Source organism: Kineococcus vitellinus, from assembly GCF_009906315.1.
Lineage (GTDB): Bacteria > Actinomycetota > Actinomycetes > Actinomycetales > Kineococcaceae > Kineococcus > Kineococcus vitellinus.
This window is the reverse complement of record NZ_JAAALL010000013.1, coordinates 17,859-32,457: the sequence shown is the minus strand read 5'-3', so window position 1 is coordinate 32,457 and position 14,599 is coordinate 17,859. Positions and strand designations below refer to the sequence as shown.

Annotated in this window: 20 protein-coding genes; 13 read left to right on the top strand and 7 right to left on the bottom strand. The window is 71.8% G+C overall.

The genetic code is table 11. The features are described from left to right. Positions 1–1,212: multidrug effflux MFS transporter (locus GTQ99_RS02700; protein ID WP_166614197.1), on the top strand; the 1,212-nt coding region annotated here is incomplete at its 5' end. On the opposite strand, the gene GTQ99_RS02695 is transcribed toward GTQ99_RS02700, so the two are convergent. After that, complete coding sequence (locus GTQ99_RS02695; protein ID WP_166614196.1) at positions 1,145–1,918, bottom strand: HAD-IA family hydrolase; 774 nt, start codon at positions 1,916–1,918, stop codon at positions 1,145–1,147. The two genes, GTQ99_RS02700 and GTQ99_RS02695, sit on opposite strands and share 68 nt — an antisense overlap. A gap of 105 nt (positions 1,919–2,023) precedes the next feature. On the opposite strand from GTQ99_RS02695, the gene GTQ99_RS02690 reads away from it, so the two are divergent. After that, positions 2,024–2,500, top strand: a complete 477-nt coding sequence (locus tag GTQ99_RS02690; protein ID WP_205706659.1) for a YbaK/EbsC family protein — start codon at positions 2,024–2,026, stop codon at positions 2,498–2,500. A gap of 7 nt (positions 2,501–2,507) precedes the next feature. Further along, on the top strand, positions 2,508–2,804 hold the full coding sequence (locus GTQ99_RS02685) for a hypothetical protein (protein ID WP_166614195.1): 297 nt from the start codon (positions 2,508–2,510) through the stop codon (positions 2,802–2,804). Positions 2,805–2,867: 63 nt separating this feature from the next. On the opposite strand, the gene GTQ99_RS02680 is transcribed toward GTQ99_RS02685, so the two are convergent. Next, positions 2,868–3,362 carry a tetratricopeptide repeat protein gene (locus tag GTQ99_RS02680; protein WP_166614194.1) on the bottom strand — a complete coding sequence of 165 codons (495 nt, stop codon included), beginning with the start codon at positions 3,360–3,362 and terminating at the stop codon, positions 2,868–2,870. 97 nt (positions 3,363–3,459) lie between these two features. Then, complete coding sequence (locus GTQ99_RS02675) at positions 3,460–3,921, bottom strand: MarR family transcriptional regulator (RefSeq protein WP_166614193.1); 462 nt, start codon at positions 3,919–3,921, stop codon at positions 3,460–3,462. Between the two features lie 54 nt (positions 3,922–3,975). Here GTQ99_RS02675 and GTQ99_RS02670 point away from each other — a divergent pair, with 54 nt between their 5' ends. Continuing rightward, positions 3,976–4,809 (top strand): alpha/beta fold hydrolase, encoded by an 834-nt coding sequence (locus GTQ99_RS02670; protein WP_166614192.1) that lies wholly within the window; start codon positions 3,976–3,978, stop codon positions 4,807–4,809. A gap of 206 nt (positions 4,810–5,015) precedes the next feature. Here the strand turns inward: GTQ99_RS02670 and GTQ99_RS02665 are convergent, their stop codons facing one another. Next, a complete protein-coding gene (locus GTQ99_RS02665) occupies positions 5,016–5,450 on the bottom strand; it encodes a hypothetical protein (protein WP_166614191.1) in 435 nt (144 codons plus the stop codon). A 561-nt stretch (positions 5,451–6,011) separates the two neighbouring features. On the opposite strand from GTQ99_RS02665, the gene GTQ99_RS24220 reads away from it, so the two are divergent. The 6 genes from GTQ99_RS24220 (at position 6,012) to GTQ99_RS02635 (ending at position 10,352) form a co-directional block, all read left to right on the top strand. Continuing rightward, a complete protein-coding gene (locus GTQ99_RS24220) occupies positions 6,012–6,353 on the top strand; it encodes a ribbon-helix-helix domain-containing protein (RefSeq protein WP_205706658.1) in 342 nt (113 codons plus the stop codon). A 103-nt stretch (positions 6,354–6,456) separates the two neighbouring features. Continuing rightward, positions 6,457–6,804 carry a type II toxin-antitoxin system PemK/MazF family toxin gene (locus tag GTQ99_RS02655; RefSeq protein ID WP_276611910.1) on the top strand — a complete coding sequence of 116 codons (348 nt, stop codon included), beginning with the start codon at positions 6,457–6,459 and terminating at the stop codon, positions 6,802–6,804. Between the two features lie 117 nt (positions 6,805–6,921). Beyond that, positions 6,922–7,611: a hypothetical protein gene (locus GTQ99_RS02650; RefSeq protein ID WP_166614190.1), complete on the top strand. Its 690-nt coding sequence runs from the start codon at positions 6,922–6,924 to the stop codon at positions 7,609–7,611. A gap of 102 nt (positions 7,612–7,713) precedes the next feature. Then, the gene (locus tag GTQ99_RS02645) at positions 7,714–8,223 is read left to right on the top strand and encodes a GNAT family N-acetyltransferase (protein ID WP_166614189.1); all 510 of its coding nucleotides are present in this window, start codon (positions 7,714–7,716) and stop codon (positions 8,221–8,223) included. A gap of 423 nt (positions 8,224–8,646) precedes the next feature. Beyond that, a complete protein-coding gene (locus GTQ99_RS02640; protein WP_166614188.1) occupies positions 8,647–9,231 on the top strand; it encodes a hypothetical protein in 585 nt (194 codons plus the stop codon). Between the two features lie 182 nt (positions 9,232–9,413). Further along, positions 9,414–10,352, top strand: a complete 939-nt coding sequence (locus GTQ99_RS02635) for an LD-carboxypeptidase (RefSeq protein ID WP_205706657.1) — start codon at positions 9,414–9,416, stop codon at positions 10,350–10,352. 147 nt (positions 10,353–10,499) lie between these two features. On the opposite strand, the gene GTQ99_RS02630 is transcribed toward GTQ99_RS02635, so the two are convergent. Beyond that, positions 10,500–11,165: a nucleoside/nucleotide kinase family protein gene (locus tag GTQ99_RS02630; RefSeq protein WP_166614187.1), complete on the bottom strand. Its 666-nt coding sequence runs from the start codon at positions 11,163–11,165 to the stop codon at positions 10,500–10,502. Positions 11,166–11,517: 352 nt separating this feature from the next. Here GTQ99_RS02630 and GTQ99_RS02625 point away from each other — a divergent pair, with 352 nt between their 5' ends. The 3 genes from GTQ99_RS02625 (at position 11,518) to GTQ99_RS02615 (ending at position 13,327) form a co-directional block, all read left to right on the top strand. Then, positions 11,518–12,006 (top strand): GNAT family N-acetyltransferase, encoded by a 489-nt coding sequence (locus tag GTQ99_RS02625; protein WP_166614186.1) that lies wholly within the window; start codon positions 11,518–11,520, stop codon positions 12,004–12,006. A gap of 114 nt (positions 12,007–12,120) precedes the next feature. Then, positions 12,121–12,825, top strand: coding sequence for a DJ-1/PfpI family protein (locus GTQ99_RS02620; protein ID WP_166614185.1), 705 nt, complete (start codon positions 12,121–12,123; stop codon positions 12,823–12,825). 55 nt (positions 12,826–12,880) lie between these two features. After that, entirely contained in the window at positions 12,881–13,327 is a 447-nt protein-coding gene (locus GTQ99_RS02615) for an NUDIX domain-containing protein (protein ID WP_166614184.1), read from the top strand. Between the two features lie 86 nt (positions 13,328–13,413). On the opposite strand, the gene GTQ99_RS02610 is transcribed toward GTQ99_RS02615, so the two are convergent. Together GTQ99_RS02610 and GTQ99_RS02605 are read right to left on the bottom strand one after the other, a co-directional pair. Then, the gene (locus GTQ99_RS02610) at positions 13,414–13,803 is read right to left on the bottom strand and encodes a tautomerase family protein (RefSeq protein ID WP_166614183.1); all 390 of its coding nucleotides are present in this window, start codon (positions 13,801–13,803) and stop codon (positions 13,414–13,416) included. A gap of 207 nt (positions 13,804–14,010) precedes the next feature. After that, positions 14,011–14,502 (bottom strand): hypothetical protein, encoded by a 492-nt coding sequence (locus GTQ99_RS02605; RefSeq protein WP_166614182.1) that lies wholly within the window; start codon positions 14,500–14,502, stop codon positions 14,011–14,013. Positions 14,503–14,599 lie beyond the last annotated feature (97 nt).

Genomic DNA, 14,599 nt, shown 5'->3' with positions numbered 1-14,599 from the left:
GCCGTCCCCGCCACCCCGGCTGAGCGCCCGCGTCCCGTCTCGGCGGCCCTCATCGGCACCGTCGTCCTGCTCACCGCCATCGCGCCGCTCGCCACCGACATGTACGTCCCCGCCTTCCCCGACGTCGCCCGCGACCTGGGCACCTCGGCCACCGCGGTGCAGCTGACGCTGACGACCTTCTTCGTCGGCATGGCCGCCGGCCAGCTCGCCGGCGGTCCGTTCTCCGACCAGCGCGGCCGGCGGCGCCCGCTGCTGGTGGCCGTGGCCGTGGTCCTGCTCGCCTCGATCGCCTGCGCCGCGGCTCCCGGCATCGCGGCGATGGCGGCCGCCCGGTTCGTGCAGGGGTTCGCCGGCGGCTGGGCGATGGTCATCGGGCGCGCGGTCGTCGTCGACCTGGCGCGCGGACCGCAGCTGGTGCGCTCCCTCAACCTCGTCCAGGGCGTCGGCGGCATCGCGCCGATCCTGGCGCCGCTGCTGGGCGGGCTCATCCTGCAGGTCGCCGACTGGCGGGCGCCGTTCTGGGCGATCGCGCTCATCACCGCCGCCACCGGGGTGGCCGTCTGGGCGGTCGTGCCGGAGACGCTGCCGCCCCGCGATCGCCACACCGGGGGGCTGGCGAGCTTCGCCGGAGCGGCCCGGCAGGTCCTGGGCGACCGCGACTACGTGGGCTACCTGCTGGTGTGCTCCTCGATCATGGTCGCCCTCTTCGCCTACGTCGCGACCTCGGCGTTCGTGCTGCGCTCGATGAACGGGTTGTCGCCCATCGCCTACGCGGTCTCCTTCGCCGCCAACGCCGGCGGCATGACCCTCGCGGCGCTGCTCGCGGCCCGCCTGGCGGGGCGAGTGCCCACCCGCACCGTCATCGCGGTGGGCCAGGTGCTGGCCCTGGGCGCCGGGGTGGCGATGCTCGTCGGGGCGCTGTGGCTGGGCACGCCGCTGGTCCTGGCGCTGGTCTGCTTCTTCGCCCTGATGGTGGCCGTCGGGCTGGTGCTGGGCAACGCGGGAGCGCTGGCCAACGCGGCGGTGCCGCAGCACCCGGGCACCGGATCGGCCGTCCTGGGGATGGTGCAGTGGGGCACCGCCGGCATCGCCGCCCCGCTGGCCGGTCTGGGCGGCGAGCACAGCGCGGTGCCGGTGGCGCTGCTCATGAGCCTGGGCGCGGCCGTCTCGCTGGTGGCGCTGCTGGTCGTGGCCCGCCCCGCGGCCCGCTGACCGCGCCGGGCCACGGCCGGTCCAGGTGCGCCGCCAGCTCGTGCAGCGAGGTGATCCGGTCCTCCTCCTGCACCGCTGCGGCGCCGCCGCGGTCCAGGTGCACCGCGTGCAGACCCGCCGCCCGCGCGCCCAGGACGTCGACGTCGTGGTCGTCGCCGACGTACAGGGTCTGCTCGGGCGCCACCCGCAGGTGCTCGCACACCGCCCGGAACGCCTGCGGGCGGGGCTTGGCCACGCCGAGCTCCTCGGCGGTGAGGACAGGACCCAGGCGGCCGCGCAGGCCGATGGCCTCGATCTTGGCGTTCTGCTGCTCGCGGGTGCCGTTGGTGAGCACGGCGGTGCGCAGCCCCGCCGCGTGCACGAGCCGCAGGGCCGCGTCCACGTCGTCGAAACCCGTCCACGCCGCCTGGTAGGCGACCAGGAAACCGCCGGTGAAGAGCGCGTCGAGCTCGGCGTCCTCGCCGACGGGCAGCTGCAGCAGGGGCAGCACCTCGCGCAGCCGCCGGCGGCGCTGCTCGGCGAAGCCGATCCGCCCCTCGCGCCAGGAGGCGAAGTGGCGCTGCTCGGCGGCCGCCCACGCGCTCTCCAGCTCGGGGGTGCTGCTCCGGCCCAGGGAGCGCACCCAGGTGCGCAGGCCGCTCAGCGCGGCGGTGGAGTGGTCGAAGAGGGTGTCGTCGAGGTCGAAGACCACCGCCGCCAGCGCCACGGCCGCAGCCTAGGGAACAGTGGGCACCGACGCCTCCGCCGTCCACCGCGTCCGCACTCCGCCGCCGGCGCGGCAGGGCCCCGGCAGAACAGGAGCGAACCGCCCGTGAGCACCTCCGGAACCTCCAGCACCGCGCGCGTGCAGGCCTTCCTCGACGCCCGCGACGGTGGGCTGCGCGTCGTGCACACCGCGGCCGACACCTCCACCGTCACCGCGGCGGCCGGCGCCCTGGGCGTGCGACCCGCCCAGATCGCCAAGACCCTGGCCCTGCGTGCGGGGGAGCGCGTCCTGCTGCTGGTCACCGGTGGCGACTCCCGGCTCGACAACGCGAAGTTCCGCGCCCGCTTCGGCGCCAAGCCCCGCATGCTGGCGGCGCAGGAGACCGAGGAGCTCACCGGCCAGCCCGTCGGTGGTGTCAGCCCCTTCGGGCACCCGCGCGCCCTCGACGTCTACTGCGACGAGTCGCTGCGCGCCTTCGAGGTCGTCTACCCGGCCGGCGGCAGCCCTCGCAGCGCTGTCCGCACGACGCCCCAGCAGCTCGCGGACCTCACGGGCGCGACGTGGGTGGACGTCACCCGGTAGGTCGCCGGTGGTCGCGGCCGGCGTCTCCGTCGCCCAGCGCGTGGCGGCGGCCGGTTGGACGAGCTGGGAGCTGGTCACCGAGAGCGCGGGGGCGGTGCTGTTCGCGGTCCTCACGGTGTGGGGGCTGTGGAGCGTGCACACCTCCGAGTCCTCGACGGCGGTGCTCGGTCTGCACTTCGCGCCGTTCGTGCAGGTCGCCGTCGCCGGTCTGACGATGGCGCTCGCCGTCGGCGTCGCGCGGTTGCGGCGCCGGAGGGCGGCGGGGGTCGTACAGGCCCGTCCTGCGGATCGTGGACAGCCGTGATCGCGCCCGGATCGCGGGATGGCCGCGACGTGCGCCGGCAGCGCGCAACGCCGAGGGCGGCAGTCACGAAGTGGGCTGCTCCCCGGAGTCGAGTCGCTGACGGAGAGCGTCGAGGCCCGCGGTGATCATCTGTCCGTAGTCGTCGTCTGGAAGCGTGCTCACGGCTCGACCCCCCAGGTCGAGGTGGCGTCGAGCGGCGTCGAGGTCGCCGAGCTTGCGGTGGACCTCGCCGAGGTTGAGGTGGAGAGAGGGGTAGAACGCGGCCACCGGCCCGGCCATGCCCGCAGCGGAGGCGTGCTCATCGGTGACCGAGTCTGCTGCCCGCAGGGCCTCGAGGTCCCACCGCAGCTCCTCGTGCGGGTCATCGCAGGTGTCGGCCATGGAGTGCGCCAGTGCGCAGCGGTGCACGGCGTCGCCGTCGGGGCCGATCTGAGACCACAGGTCCGTGAACAGCGCGTGGGCTCGCGCCTTCTCGCCGCGCTGGTTCAACTCGATGCCGCGGCCGATGCGCGTCATCACGTCGTCAGGGGCAGCCACGTTCGGTGTCTCGTCACTCATGGACACAGCCTGTCGAAGGCCACCGACATCTCACCCGCGGCGCAGCGGCCATCGGCGTGGGCGGACGTGTGGCGTGGGCGGACGTGTCAGGCACCCCTCATGATCTGCAGGGCGGCTCCTGGGCGTCCTCGACCGGCGACCGGCGAGCGTCGCCGCCGAGGAGGTCCTGGAGCAGCCGGAGCAGGTCGTTGCGCTGCTCCTCGCCCAGCGGCGCGAAGAGGTCCTGCAGGACGCCGACCGACAACCGCCGGCCGTCCGCGAGCGCCGCCCGCCCCGCCTCGGTGAGGGCGTGCTCGAGGCGCCGCCCGCGGCCCGCGGAGCGGGTGATGAGCCCGCGCTCGACGAGCCGGGTCGCCAGGGTGCCGAACGCCTGGTCGCTCTGGAACGTGGCGAGGGCCAGCTCGTGCCCGGAGGCTCCCGGCAGTCGGGCGACGGCGCGCAGGGCGTCCCACTGCACGAGGCTGATCCCGACCTCGCGCAGCGCGGCGTCCATCGTGCGGTGGTTGCGGTGCTGCGCACGCTTGATCGCCTGCCCGAGGGCTTCGAGGTCGGTCGTCACGGTGCTACGGTATCAACACCCGTATATCAACACGTTGACTCGATCAGGAGCACCATGCCCGCCTCCCCGCCCCCCACGCTTCCCACGGACCTGCCCGTCCTCCAGGCCGGCGACCCGGACGCACGCACCGCCCTCGTCCTGCACGGCGGCGGCGGGCTCCGCACCGTCGCCCCGGTCGTGGCCCACCTCGCGAGCACCCTGCACGCCTGCGCCCCGACCCACCCCGGCTGGGACGGCACCGAGCGCCCCGGTTCCATCGGCTCGATCGCCGACCTCGCCACCGCCTACCTCACCCGCCTGCTCGAGCACGGGGAGCGGGACGTCGTGCTGGTCGGGTCGTCGATCGGCGGCTGGATCGCCCTGGAAGTGGCCGTGCAGGCCGCCGTGCGAGCGGGCGCGGACGAACGCTGCGCCGGGCTGGTCGGGGCCGTGGTCGTCGTCGACGGCGTCGGTGCGGTCGTCGACGGCGAGCCGATCGCCGACTTCTTCGCCCTCGACGCCCGCGGGCTCGCCGAAGCCGCCTGGCACGACCCCGAGCGCGGCCACCTCGACCCGGCCGGCCTCAGCGACGAGCAGCGCGCGCTGCAGCAGGGGAACGCGGCCACGATGGCCGTCGTGGCGGGGAGGAGCATGAGCGACCCGACGCTGCTGGAGCGGCTCGGCGCGGTGGCCGTGCCCACCCTCGTGGCCTGGGGCGCCAGCGACCGCATCGTCACCCCCGCCTACGGGCGGGCCGTCGCGCGGGCGGTGCCCGGCGCGCAGTTCGTCGAGGTCCCCGCCGCCGGGCACCTGCCGCACCTCGAGAACCCCGAGGCCACCTGGGCGGCGATCGACTCCTTCCTGCTCGCGCAGGCTTCATGCGCGCCGCCGGCCGCCGACCGTCGTTGACGGGACCGAAGGACCGCAGGAGCACCGCGCGGAGGCGACCCGATCCGCTCGCGGAACCCGGAGAACCCGGACCGGGCTGGTGCGATGCCTCAGGACCTCGGTGACAGTCGCGGAGCTGAGCAGGTGTCGCGGCCGCCCACGACAGCGCGCAACGCGGGACAGCCGTGGAATCGCTCGCACCATGGTGTTGCGCGGCGATCAGCGGTTCAGGCAGGCGAGTCGGCCGCACGGAGAGGACGCAGGCACCACGGAGCGCAAAGCCACGCGGCGGTCGAGGCGATCGCTCCGGCCAGGACGATCCACCCGAGCTGATCAACCTCGGGCCCCAGGCTCCACGCCGTTGCCAGGGCGATCAGGACACCGCTGCACACCGCCAGCAGCGTCCGGGCGAGCCGGATGCGTCGACGGACCACGTGCACCGCCAAGCAGCCTCCGACAGCGCCGGTCGCCACACCGAAGAGGGCACCGAACACGGCGCCGAACCCGCCGCCGAAGACCACGGCGGCTCCGGTGGAGAACCCTCCGTCGCCCAGCAGTGAAGTGGTGCCGGCGACCGCTCCGCCGATGGCTCCGACCAGCGCGCCGGCGGTTGCGGTGCGGGCGGTGCCGGCCCAGCGGCGGCGGTTCTCGTCCTTGGTCATCGGCGGCCTCTCAGGCGGTGTGTGCCGTAGTGGGCACGCTGAGGTGATCGTCGCATCACCGGCACCGTCGTGTGGGAGATCAGGTCGGTTCAGCGTGGGCGCTGGTCTGTGCCAGCCGCCGGGCACCAGGGCAACCAACAGGATTCGCACGGGAGGTCGTCCTCGGCTGCTCGAGACCACGCACGACGCGGGATGACCGTGCGGCCGGCTCCAGTCGTCGAAGCGGTCTCGCAGGTTCCCGTCGACGAGCTGGTCGATGCGGCGCCGCAGCCTGCGAACCTCCGCCGGACCGGCGAGGGGTTCTGCAGCAACAGGGTCCAGGCGGGGTGGCTGGCCCTGGGGTCGCTGCTCGTCGGGTGCAGGAGCAACCAGGGCCGATTCGGGTCCTGGTCGGGTCGGTCAGCGCCTCGAAGGGGATGCGAGGTGGTGGGGCGGGCAGCGTGCTGCGCCCGGCTGCTCTCACCACGGGGATGGGGCCTCAGTCCCCGCGGATCGCCGAAAGACGACGGGGAGGACGGCGGGGAGGGCGGTCGCTGCTGGCGGCGGTTCAGCACGCCGCGGATGGCGAGCACCGCCGCCACGACGACCACCACGAGCACGATGAGCGGGACCAGCACCCAGGGGTGGTCGACGATGCTCGTGAACATGCACCGACCACAGGGGGTGGGTGCAGGTGCTCGTGGAACTCCTCAGGAAGATCGCGAGCTCGATCTGGCCAGCTCCCGGCACTCCGGCCTGCGGGATGACCGGAAGGTGGCATCGGCGGTGCTACCTGAGTGGCATCGACTCGTGAAGCTCAGCATCAGCCTTTCCGAAGCCGACGTCGCCGCCCTCGACGAGCACGTCCGCCAGGCCGGTCTGCCGTCCCGGTCCGCGGCTGTCAGCGGGCCATCCGGGCACTGACCCACCAGCAGCTGGAGCAGGACTACGCCGCCGCCTGGAAGGACTGGGACGACTCCGGGGAGCGTGAGGTGTGGGAGGGCGTCGCGGCTGACGGACTGCGCTGATGCGCCGCGGGGAAGTCCGCCTCGTCGACGTCGACCCCGTCCAGGGCAGTGAGGCGAACAAGCGCCGGCCCGCGGTCGTGGTCAGCAACGACCGGGCCAACGCGGTCGCTGAGCGCCTGGGTCGGGGCGTGGTCACCGTGGTCCCGGTGACCAGCGGCACCGCCAGGGTGTTCCCCTTCCAGGTCCTGCTCACCGCCCAGGACACCGGACTGCACGTCGACTCCAAGGCCCAGGCCGAGCAGGTCCGCGCCGTCTCGGTCGACCGGCTGGGACCGGCGTTGGGGCGGTTGCCGCTCGAGGCGTTGGACGCCCTCGACAACGCCTTGCGGCTGCACCTGGCCCTGTGAGGCTGGTGACGGGAGCCACCCTCATCGCGGGATGACCGGTAGATCGTCGGACACCTGGGCCGGCTCCTCTGGCCGGGAGGGAGCGAACAGCGCCCTGGCGCTGGCATCGTCGAAGCCATGACGGAGCCGACCGACGCCGAAGGCTGGAACGAGCCGCTCACCGGCTTGCCCCTGCCACCGCCAGCGGTGCGCATCCTGGACTCCCTGCTGCCCATGCGCGGACGCAGCCGCCGCGGCTACAACCGCCCGCCGGACACCCTCGCCGAAGCCTGGCAACCCACCTCCCAGGCCAGCTTGCGGGACTGGTTGGGCTTCGAGCCCCCCACCTTGCCCAGCCTCACCGCCGACCACGGACTGATCGACCACTTCGTCGTGCACCCCTTCGAGGAACGCCCTCCGCGTCGGGCCATCCCGCCGGGAACCAACGTGACCTTCAGTGTCCTGTACGTGCCCGCCGACATCGCGTGGGCTGCGCCAGGCTCCTACGCCGCCGCCGCTGAGCGCGGGATGGTCACCGTGTCCCTGCTGACCGGCTACGGCGCACCCTGGCCTCAAGTACCGCGCCCGACCTGGCAGGTCCGCAGCAGTGAGGCCAGTGGCGACTCCGTCGTCGTCCCCCTGGGGAGCGCCCTCATCGGGGTGCAACGTCGCCGCGCCGCTTTGACCCGCCTGGCCTGGTCTGTGACGACACCGTCGCCGGGGTTCAACGTGGAGGTGTGGGCGCACCTGCCGCCGGTCGTGGCGGTGAGCGCCTTGGTCAAGGACTGGGCCTCGACGCGGCTACGTCCCCTACCGCACCCGCACTGAGAGCCACCGCCGGCCGATGCGGCAGAAGCACACGCACCGCGGGATGACTGGACGCGCCGCACCATCGAGCTGGCGGAGTGCATCCTGGCCTAGCGTCGGAGGATGGCGCGCAGCTACCCATCGGAGCTGACGAGCGAGCCCTCGCAGGGCCTGCGCCTGCGCCTGTCCAGCCCCGCCGATGCGGAGAGCATCACCGCCTGGCTGGCGCAGGAGGAGGTGCACCGCTGGTGGGGCGGTGCACCGGTGGCGCTGGAGCAGGTGGTCGCGAAGTACACCGGGGTACGCCTGCCCGGGGTGGTGGTGTACATCATCGAGACGGCGGAAGCACCGGTCGGGCTCATCCAGGCCTGGCAGGAGGGTGCTCGCTGTGGGCTGGACATGTTCCTGGCCGCCGGCGCGCAGGGCCGAGGGCTGGGGCCGGTGGTTGCCCGGGCGCTGGCTGAGGAGCTGACCGCTCGCCGCTGGCGGCCTCTGACGGTCGATCCGGCGGTGGCCAACGTGCGGGCGGTGCGGGCCTGGCGGCGGGCCGGCTTCGTGCCGACGGGTGAGCGCGGGCTAGACGAGGGGCGCGAGAGGGAGGTGATGGCCTTCGTCCCGGTCGCCGCGCACTGACGGCGGGATGACCGTGCGCTCGCGCACTGCGGGATGACCGTGAAGTCGTCGCCGCTCCTGCCATGCTCACGACGTGCGCCAGACGCTGAGGCAGTGGTGGAGCCGCCGGCAGGAGGAGTGGGCCGAGTGGGCCTACTACGGAGATTGCCCGACCTGTCGTCATGACTGGCGAGAGCATGATCCAACCGAGGGGTGCGGGGAGTGCTTGTACGAGATTGAGCACGAAGATCCAGACGCGCCTGAGCGCATCTGCAGGGTCGAGGCTTCAGGTTGGACGGCCTGATACGCGCGACCGGCGGGATGACCGTGAAGTCGGTGGCATGGGACCCGCTGCCTGGCCATGCTCGATCCGTGGCTCACCGAGAAGGCCTCGCCGTCCCGCCAGACGCGAAGGGATGGGACGACCCTCGCCCCTGGTCAGAGGTGGAGCAGGCCACCACGATGGTGCTGGCCTCGATGATCGCCTTGGATCCTGCGGGCTGCGGCTTCACCCTGGCCTACGTGCCCTACAGCCGCCTAGGTGAGGACGAGGGAGTCGACCTGTCCTGGGAGGTCAACTTCGAGCTTCCCCACTCCGGCGAGGACGCCTACGAGCTGGCCGGTCATCCCGCCGCAGTGATCGAGGAGCTCGCCAAGACCCTCTCCACCTCATGCGAGGTCACGGTGCCGAGTGAGGTGGACGACCTCGTCCAGGGGGCGGCCCGGTCGTGGCGAGGGTGGTCGCAGCTGCTGGCGGAGGTGGCCCGCTTGTGCTGCCACCTGCCCGACGACGATGCGGGGATGGACGTGAGCGTCGGGTACGTCCCGGCCGGGGAGTCGGGGTCGTGGAGCTGGACGGTGGCGATCCCGGTGCCGGGGACGGAGTACCCGGCCAGTGAGTGGGAGGGGAGCAGTCCCGTGCAGGTGCTGCGGGCAGCGCTGGAGGAGGCGAACGTCTGGCTGCGGGGGCTGCCGGCTGGTCACCTGCGCGTCCTCCTGGCCCAGGAGACCGGTCAGCTGCTCACCTGACTCCTGCTCATCGGGCAGAACCCGCCGCGCACAACGCGGGCTGACCGTGAAGTCGTTAGAGGTCTGACAGCAATGCTGCAAAGAAGTGGCGGGCGGTCGAGGTGGGCCGTGAGACTGCCCCGGTGATCACCGATGGCTCGCCCGGACTCCTGCGACCTCACGCCCTGAGGCCGGGAGACCTCGTGGTCATCGCCTCGCTGTCAGGACCCCTGCACGCCCAGTACGAGCCCGACCTGCAGGAAGCGGAAGCGGTCCTGGAGCGGATGGGGTTCCGGGTGCGCCGTGCCCCGTTGCTGCAGGTGGGCCTGCAGCACTGGTGGAGCGCCGCCACCCCGGCGCGCATCGCCAAGGAACTGAACGGCCTCCTCCGCGACCCGGAGGTGCGCGCGATCATCGCCCACGACGGCGGGCAGACGGCCTTCGGCTACCTCGACCTCATCGACCTCGACGCGATCGTCAACGACCCCAAACCGATCCTGGGTTACAGCGACATCTCCCTGCTGCACCTGGTGCTGCACCAGCGCACGGGCCTGGTCGGGTTCCACGCCGACCTGGCCACCCCCGGGATCGGCGGCGCCTGGCGCCGATCCGCGACCGCCCGCCGAGGCGAGCTCGAGGACCTCTACCGCAGGCTGTTGACCGGGACCGAGGCGATCGGCGCCCTGCCCGCCACCTCCTCCTGGCAGTGCTGGCGCCCCGGGCGTGCGGAGGGACCCCTCATGGGCGGGGTCATCAACCGCATCGCGCTAGTCCAGGCCACGCAGTACGCCCTGCCGCTGGAGCGCTTCAGCGGTGCGGTGCTGTTCTGGGAGGAGATGGGTGGGCTCGCCTCGTACGTGTGGAGCTACCTGCACGTGCTGCGTCACGCCGGCATCCTGGATCGGATCAGCGGCATGGTGGTGGGTGTCCCGCACGCCATCGAGGGCCTTGCAGAGCCGGATCCATCACCGTCCTTGCGCGAGATCGTGCTGGACGTCCTCGGTGACCGGGACATCCCCGTCCTGGGTGGGGTCGAGTTCGGGCACGCCGGCCCGAACCTGCCGATGCCGGTCGGCATCCAGGTAGCTCTCGATGCTGAGGCACCAGCGCTGTCGCTGCTGGAGGCAGCAGTCGCCCGTTGATCTAGTTGACCCGTCCGACCTGTGGGTGCCATCGCCATCATCGAGCGTTCGTGCTCCGCGGCATGACCATGACGACGTAAGGGCGACTGTGGCTCGCCGGCGAGGAGGTGTCGGTGGACCCAGCCTCCCCGCCAGCCTGCACCGGCCTTAGCTGGGGCCTGCCCCCATCCCGCCGACGAAGCCTCGGCTGTGCAGCTCGTCGAGGACGCGTCGGGCGTTGTCGGCCGGTGCGGTCTGGGTGGTGTCGAGGTGGAGGACCTCGGTCGGCGGCGGCTGGTACAGGGGCGTGGTCAGGGTGTACGCGCGGTAGCCCTCCGGGTCGCAGCCCTTCCGCAAGGCCACCCGGTCGGGGTTGTCGATCCGGCTCACCTGCTCCTCGATCTCGCAGCTGAGCATGACCGCCAGGAACAGTGATCCCCGTCGGTGGGCCAGGGACCGGAGCGTGTCGTACGTCGCAGCTGCGGTCGGGCCGTCTTCGATGACGTTGGTGAAGACGTAGCTGTTGGTGGGCGGCGCCAGATCCTCGATGGTGCGCAGCACGGCATCTCGGATGGGTACGACGTAGTCCCAGATCGCCGGTGGAAGCAGCGCGACACCGTCCCACTGGAACAGTTCCAGCAGGGGGCGGTTGATGAGCGCGTTGTCGACCAGGACGCCGCCGAGCTGCTGCGCGAGCTGCCCGCCGACGGTGCGCTTGCCCGTGCCGGGGTAGCCCAGCATGAACACAACACAGGTGTCGAAGGTGTTGGCAATCGGGTCGGTTGGTGACGTCTGGTTGCTACTGAAGGGCGTGGGTGTGGCAGGGGAGGTCATGGGGTTGCTTCCTGCTCAAGGGCTCGAAGGGGGGCCGACCACCTTCGTGGTGGGCGGCTGCTGACCGCCCCGCGCTGGGAGGTCATTCCTCAGCGGGTGCGCGTGGCGGGGAAGCACTCCATGGATCAAGCCTAACGGGGTGACCGGCGTTTGAGCCTGGTCTGGACCGTGGCAGTAGTCGTCATGGGGGAAGGATGATCTTGCGGCCATCGCCAAGACCGCGACGTCGTCAGCCGCTTGAGAGCGCGCACAACGCGGGATGACCGTGAAGTCCCCCGAGGGTCGCTCCCTGCTGTGAACCCGAGTGGGATGCGGTGGCTGGCTGGTCCCCGCCATCCGGCAGCATGGACCGATGCAGATCACCGATGAGGAGCTGACGGTCGAGCGGGCGGAAGGCATCGACGCCGAACGCGAGGCAGCAGGCATCTGGGCCCGCGCGACCGCGAGGAGGGATCAGCTGCCTTCGGTGGCCCCGGTGGAGGAGAAGCTCGCGGGTATCCAGCAGACGCTGGCCGAGGTGGGCGCCTCGCTGCACCTGGCGCGCCGTGGCCAGCGCGCCGTCGGCTTCTGCATCTTGATCCCTCAGGAGGGGTCCGTGGAGATCCGCTATCTGGCGACCGATCCCGAGGTGTGGGGCTCTGGTGGCGGGCGGGCGCTGCTCGAGCACGTGCAGGAGCACGCCCGTCGGGCGGCGTTGTCTCGCGGTGAGCTGTGGGTCATCGCCGACAACGCACGAGCGATCAGCGCCTACGAGCGGGCAGGCTGGGTGGCTACCGGTGACGTCGAGGTGCGCGGGTCGGCGGGGCGTGCGGAGCGTCGCTTCGTGCGGGACTTCGGCTAATCAGGTCCGTGAAAACGAGCACATGACCGGTGCTCACAGCGCCGGTCAACGTCCACGACAGCGGGATGACTGTGCGTCGCCCATCCCCTTACCCCGGCTGCCTACGCTGGGCCCGTGGCTGACCTGCAGATCGTCGTCCTGCTCTTCCCCAAGGTGACGCAGTTGGATTTCACCGGACCCGCGCAGGTCTTGGACCGCCTCCCCGGCGCCCAGGTCCACCTCGCCTGGCACGACACCGCCCCGGTCGTCACCGACTGCGGCTGGTCCATCGTGCCCACCACCACCCTCACCAACTGCCCACCAGCGGACATCCTGTTCGTCCCCGGCGGGGAGGGCGCCTTCGACCTCTTCGACGACGACGTCGCCCTGGACTTCCTGCGCCGACAAGCCGCTACGGCGCGGTGGGTCACCTCGGTGTGCACCGGCTCCTTCGCCTTGGCGGCGGCGGGGCTGCTCGAGGGCAAGCGGGCCACCAGCCACTGGGCCTCCCTGCCAATGCTGGCCGAGTTCGGCGTCGAGCCGGTCGCCGAGCGCGTCGTCGTCGATGGTGCAGTGGTCACCGGTGCCGGGATCACCTCCGGCATCGACTTCGCGCTGCACCTGGCGGCGCTGGAGTGCGGTGAGGATCTGGCCCGGTGGGTGCAGTTGGCTTTGGAGTACGACCCCGCCCCGCCCTTCGACTACGGCTCCCCACAGACCGCTGACCCGGAAGCGGTGCGACGGGGACGAGAGCGGGCCCGAGCCAGCCGCTGGCCGCGGGTTCAGCAGGCCGCTCACCGCTTGGCGCAGGACACCGGTCGAGGCACTACCGCGCCGTGAGCTGACGATCGTGCCGTGAGCTGACCGGGTTCCTTCTGCTCGGTACCGTCCGCTCGTGCCTCGCGATCGCTTCCGCCTGCCCGCCGCCGTCTACGGGGTCCTCCGCGATGGAGAGCGGCTCCTGATGCTGCGCCGGGCGGGCACCACCTTCCGCTCCGGTCAGATGAGCCTGCCCGCCGGGCACCTGGAGGGCGGGGAAGACGCCGTGGCCGGCCTGCTGCGGGAACTGCGGGAGGAGGTCCGCGTCGAGGCCGTACCGGCTGATTGTCGCCTGGCGCTGCTGGTGCACTCAGCGCCCGAGGACGAGGGCGATCTGGAGTACCTGCACCTCTTCTTCGTCGTGGAACGGTGGAGCGGGAAGCCGGTCATCGGCGAGCCGGACAAGTGCAGTGAGCTGGTCTGGGTGACCCTGTCCGCGCTGCCGGCTGATGTCGTCGACTACGTCGCGGACGCGCTCCACGCGATCGAGCGGGGCGAGCCCCTGCTGCTGCACGGTTGGTGATCATGCGCAGACCTGCGGCACTGGAAGACGGCCCGGCCGTCGCCAGACGCGCGCACAACGCGGGATGACCGGTCGATGCCGCGGGGTCACTGCTCCACCTGGTAGGTCAGGGTCAGCTCGTCCCCGGCTTGGCCGCGGATGCCCCAGTCATGACGCGGTGCCTCCACGACGGTGATCTCCAGGTCGACGGCCTCGATGCCCAGGTGCTCAGCGAAGTCGCAGTAGAGGCGCTGGTAGAACGCCTTCTTCGTCGCCACGCTGCGCCCGGTGAACATGAGGACCTCGATGATCGTGTACCTCTCGCTGCGCCCCTCAGGCGTGGGGAAGTCCTCCTCGCTCATGGGGAAGAAGCGGTGGAAGCGCTTGGTGGCGGGCAGGCCCAGGACGTTGACAGCGGCGGCGTGGACGGTGTCGGATAGGAGTGTGCGCAGCGGGCGCAGGACGTCGTCTCGGCCGTAGATCTTGAACTGGGCCATGGTGGGCGGGTTCCCCTCGGGTCGGCCTTCGCGGGCCGGCGGGAGCAGCGCCCGCACACCCGCTGGGGCGGGGTGTGCGTCGGTGAGGACGTGCCCGGCCTAGCGGCCGGTCCGCCACTGGCGGGTGCACGTCTTGGTGATCATGCTGGTCACCGTAGCGGGCAGGATCGCGCTCGTCACGCCATCTGCGGGATGACCATGAAGTGGTCAGAGCAGCCGGAGGACCTTCGTCTCCAAGTCATCGATGTCATCGAGGACGAGGGTGGTCCGGGTCTGGGAAAGGCCGGCCTGGGGCCAGGCGACGGTGATGCTCAGTCGCCCATCGCGCGGGAGCTCGTCGATCCAGTAACGCGCTTGCATCTCGAAGTCGTCGTCGCCACCGGAGCTAGGGCCTCCGGAGGAGTCGGCGAAGCCAGCCTGATCGTTGACCTCGACGTGCACCTGCGGCAGCGACCAGGACCGGGTGTCGTGGGGGTCGTTGATCGGCTCGTGGATGTGGCCGAAGACCTGGCGGGAGGCGGCTTCAGCTTGGACGCCTTCAGCGCGCAGGACAAAGGGCAGGAGAAGTCCTGTGGTGTGAGCGAAGACGCAGCGCAAGCCAGCCACGATGCCCGTCGCGCGGGCGAGGATGACCGGCCCGTGCACTACCGCGCCGAGTTCGTCTGGAGGGACGGTCGGCGGCCAACGGTGCAGCGTCATCCCTTGATCGTGGTGGTACGAGGTCCGAAGCACAACGCTCTGATCTCGCCATGATCGCGACGCCGCCGGTAGCTCAGGACTGCGCACAACGCGGGAT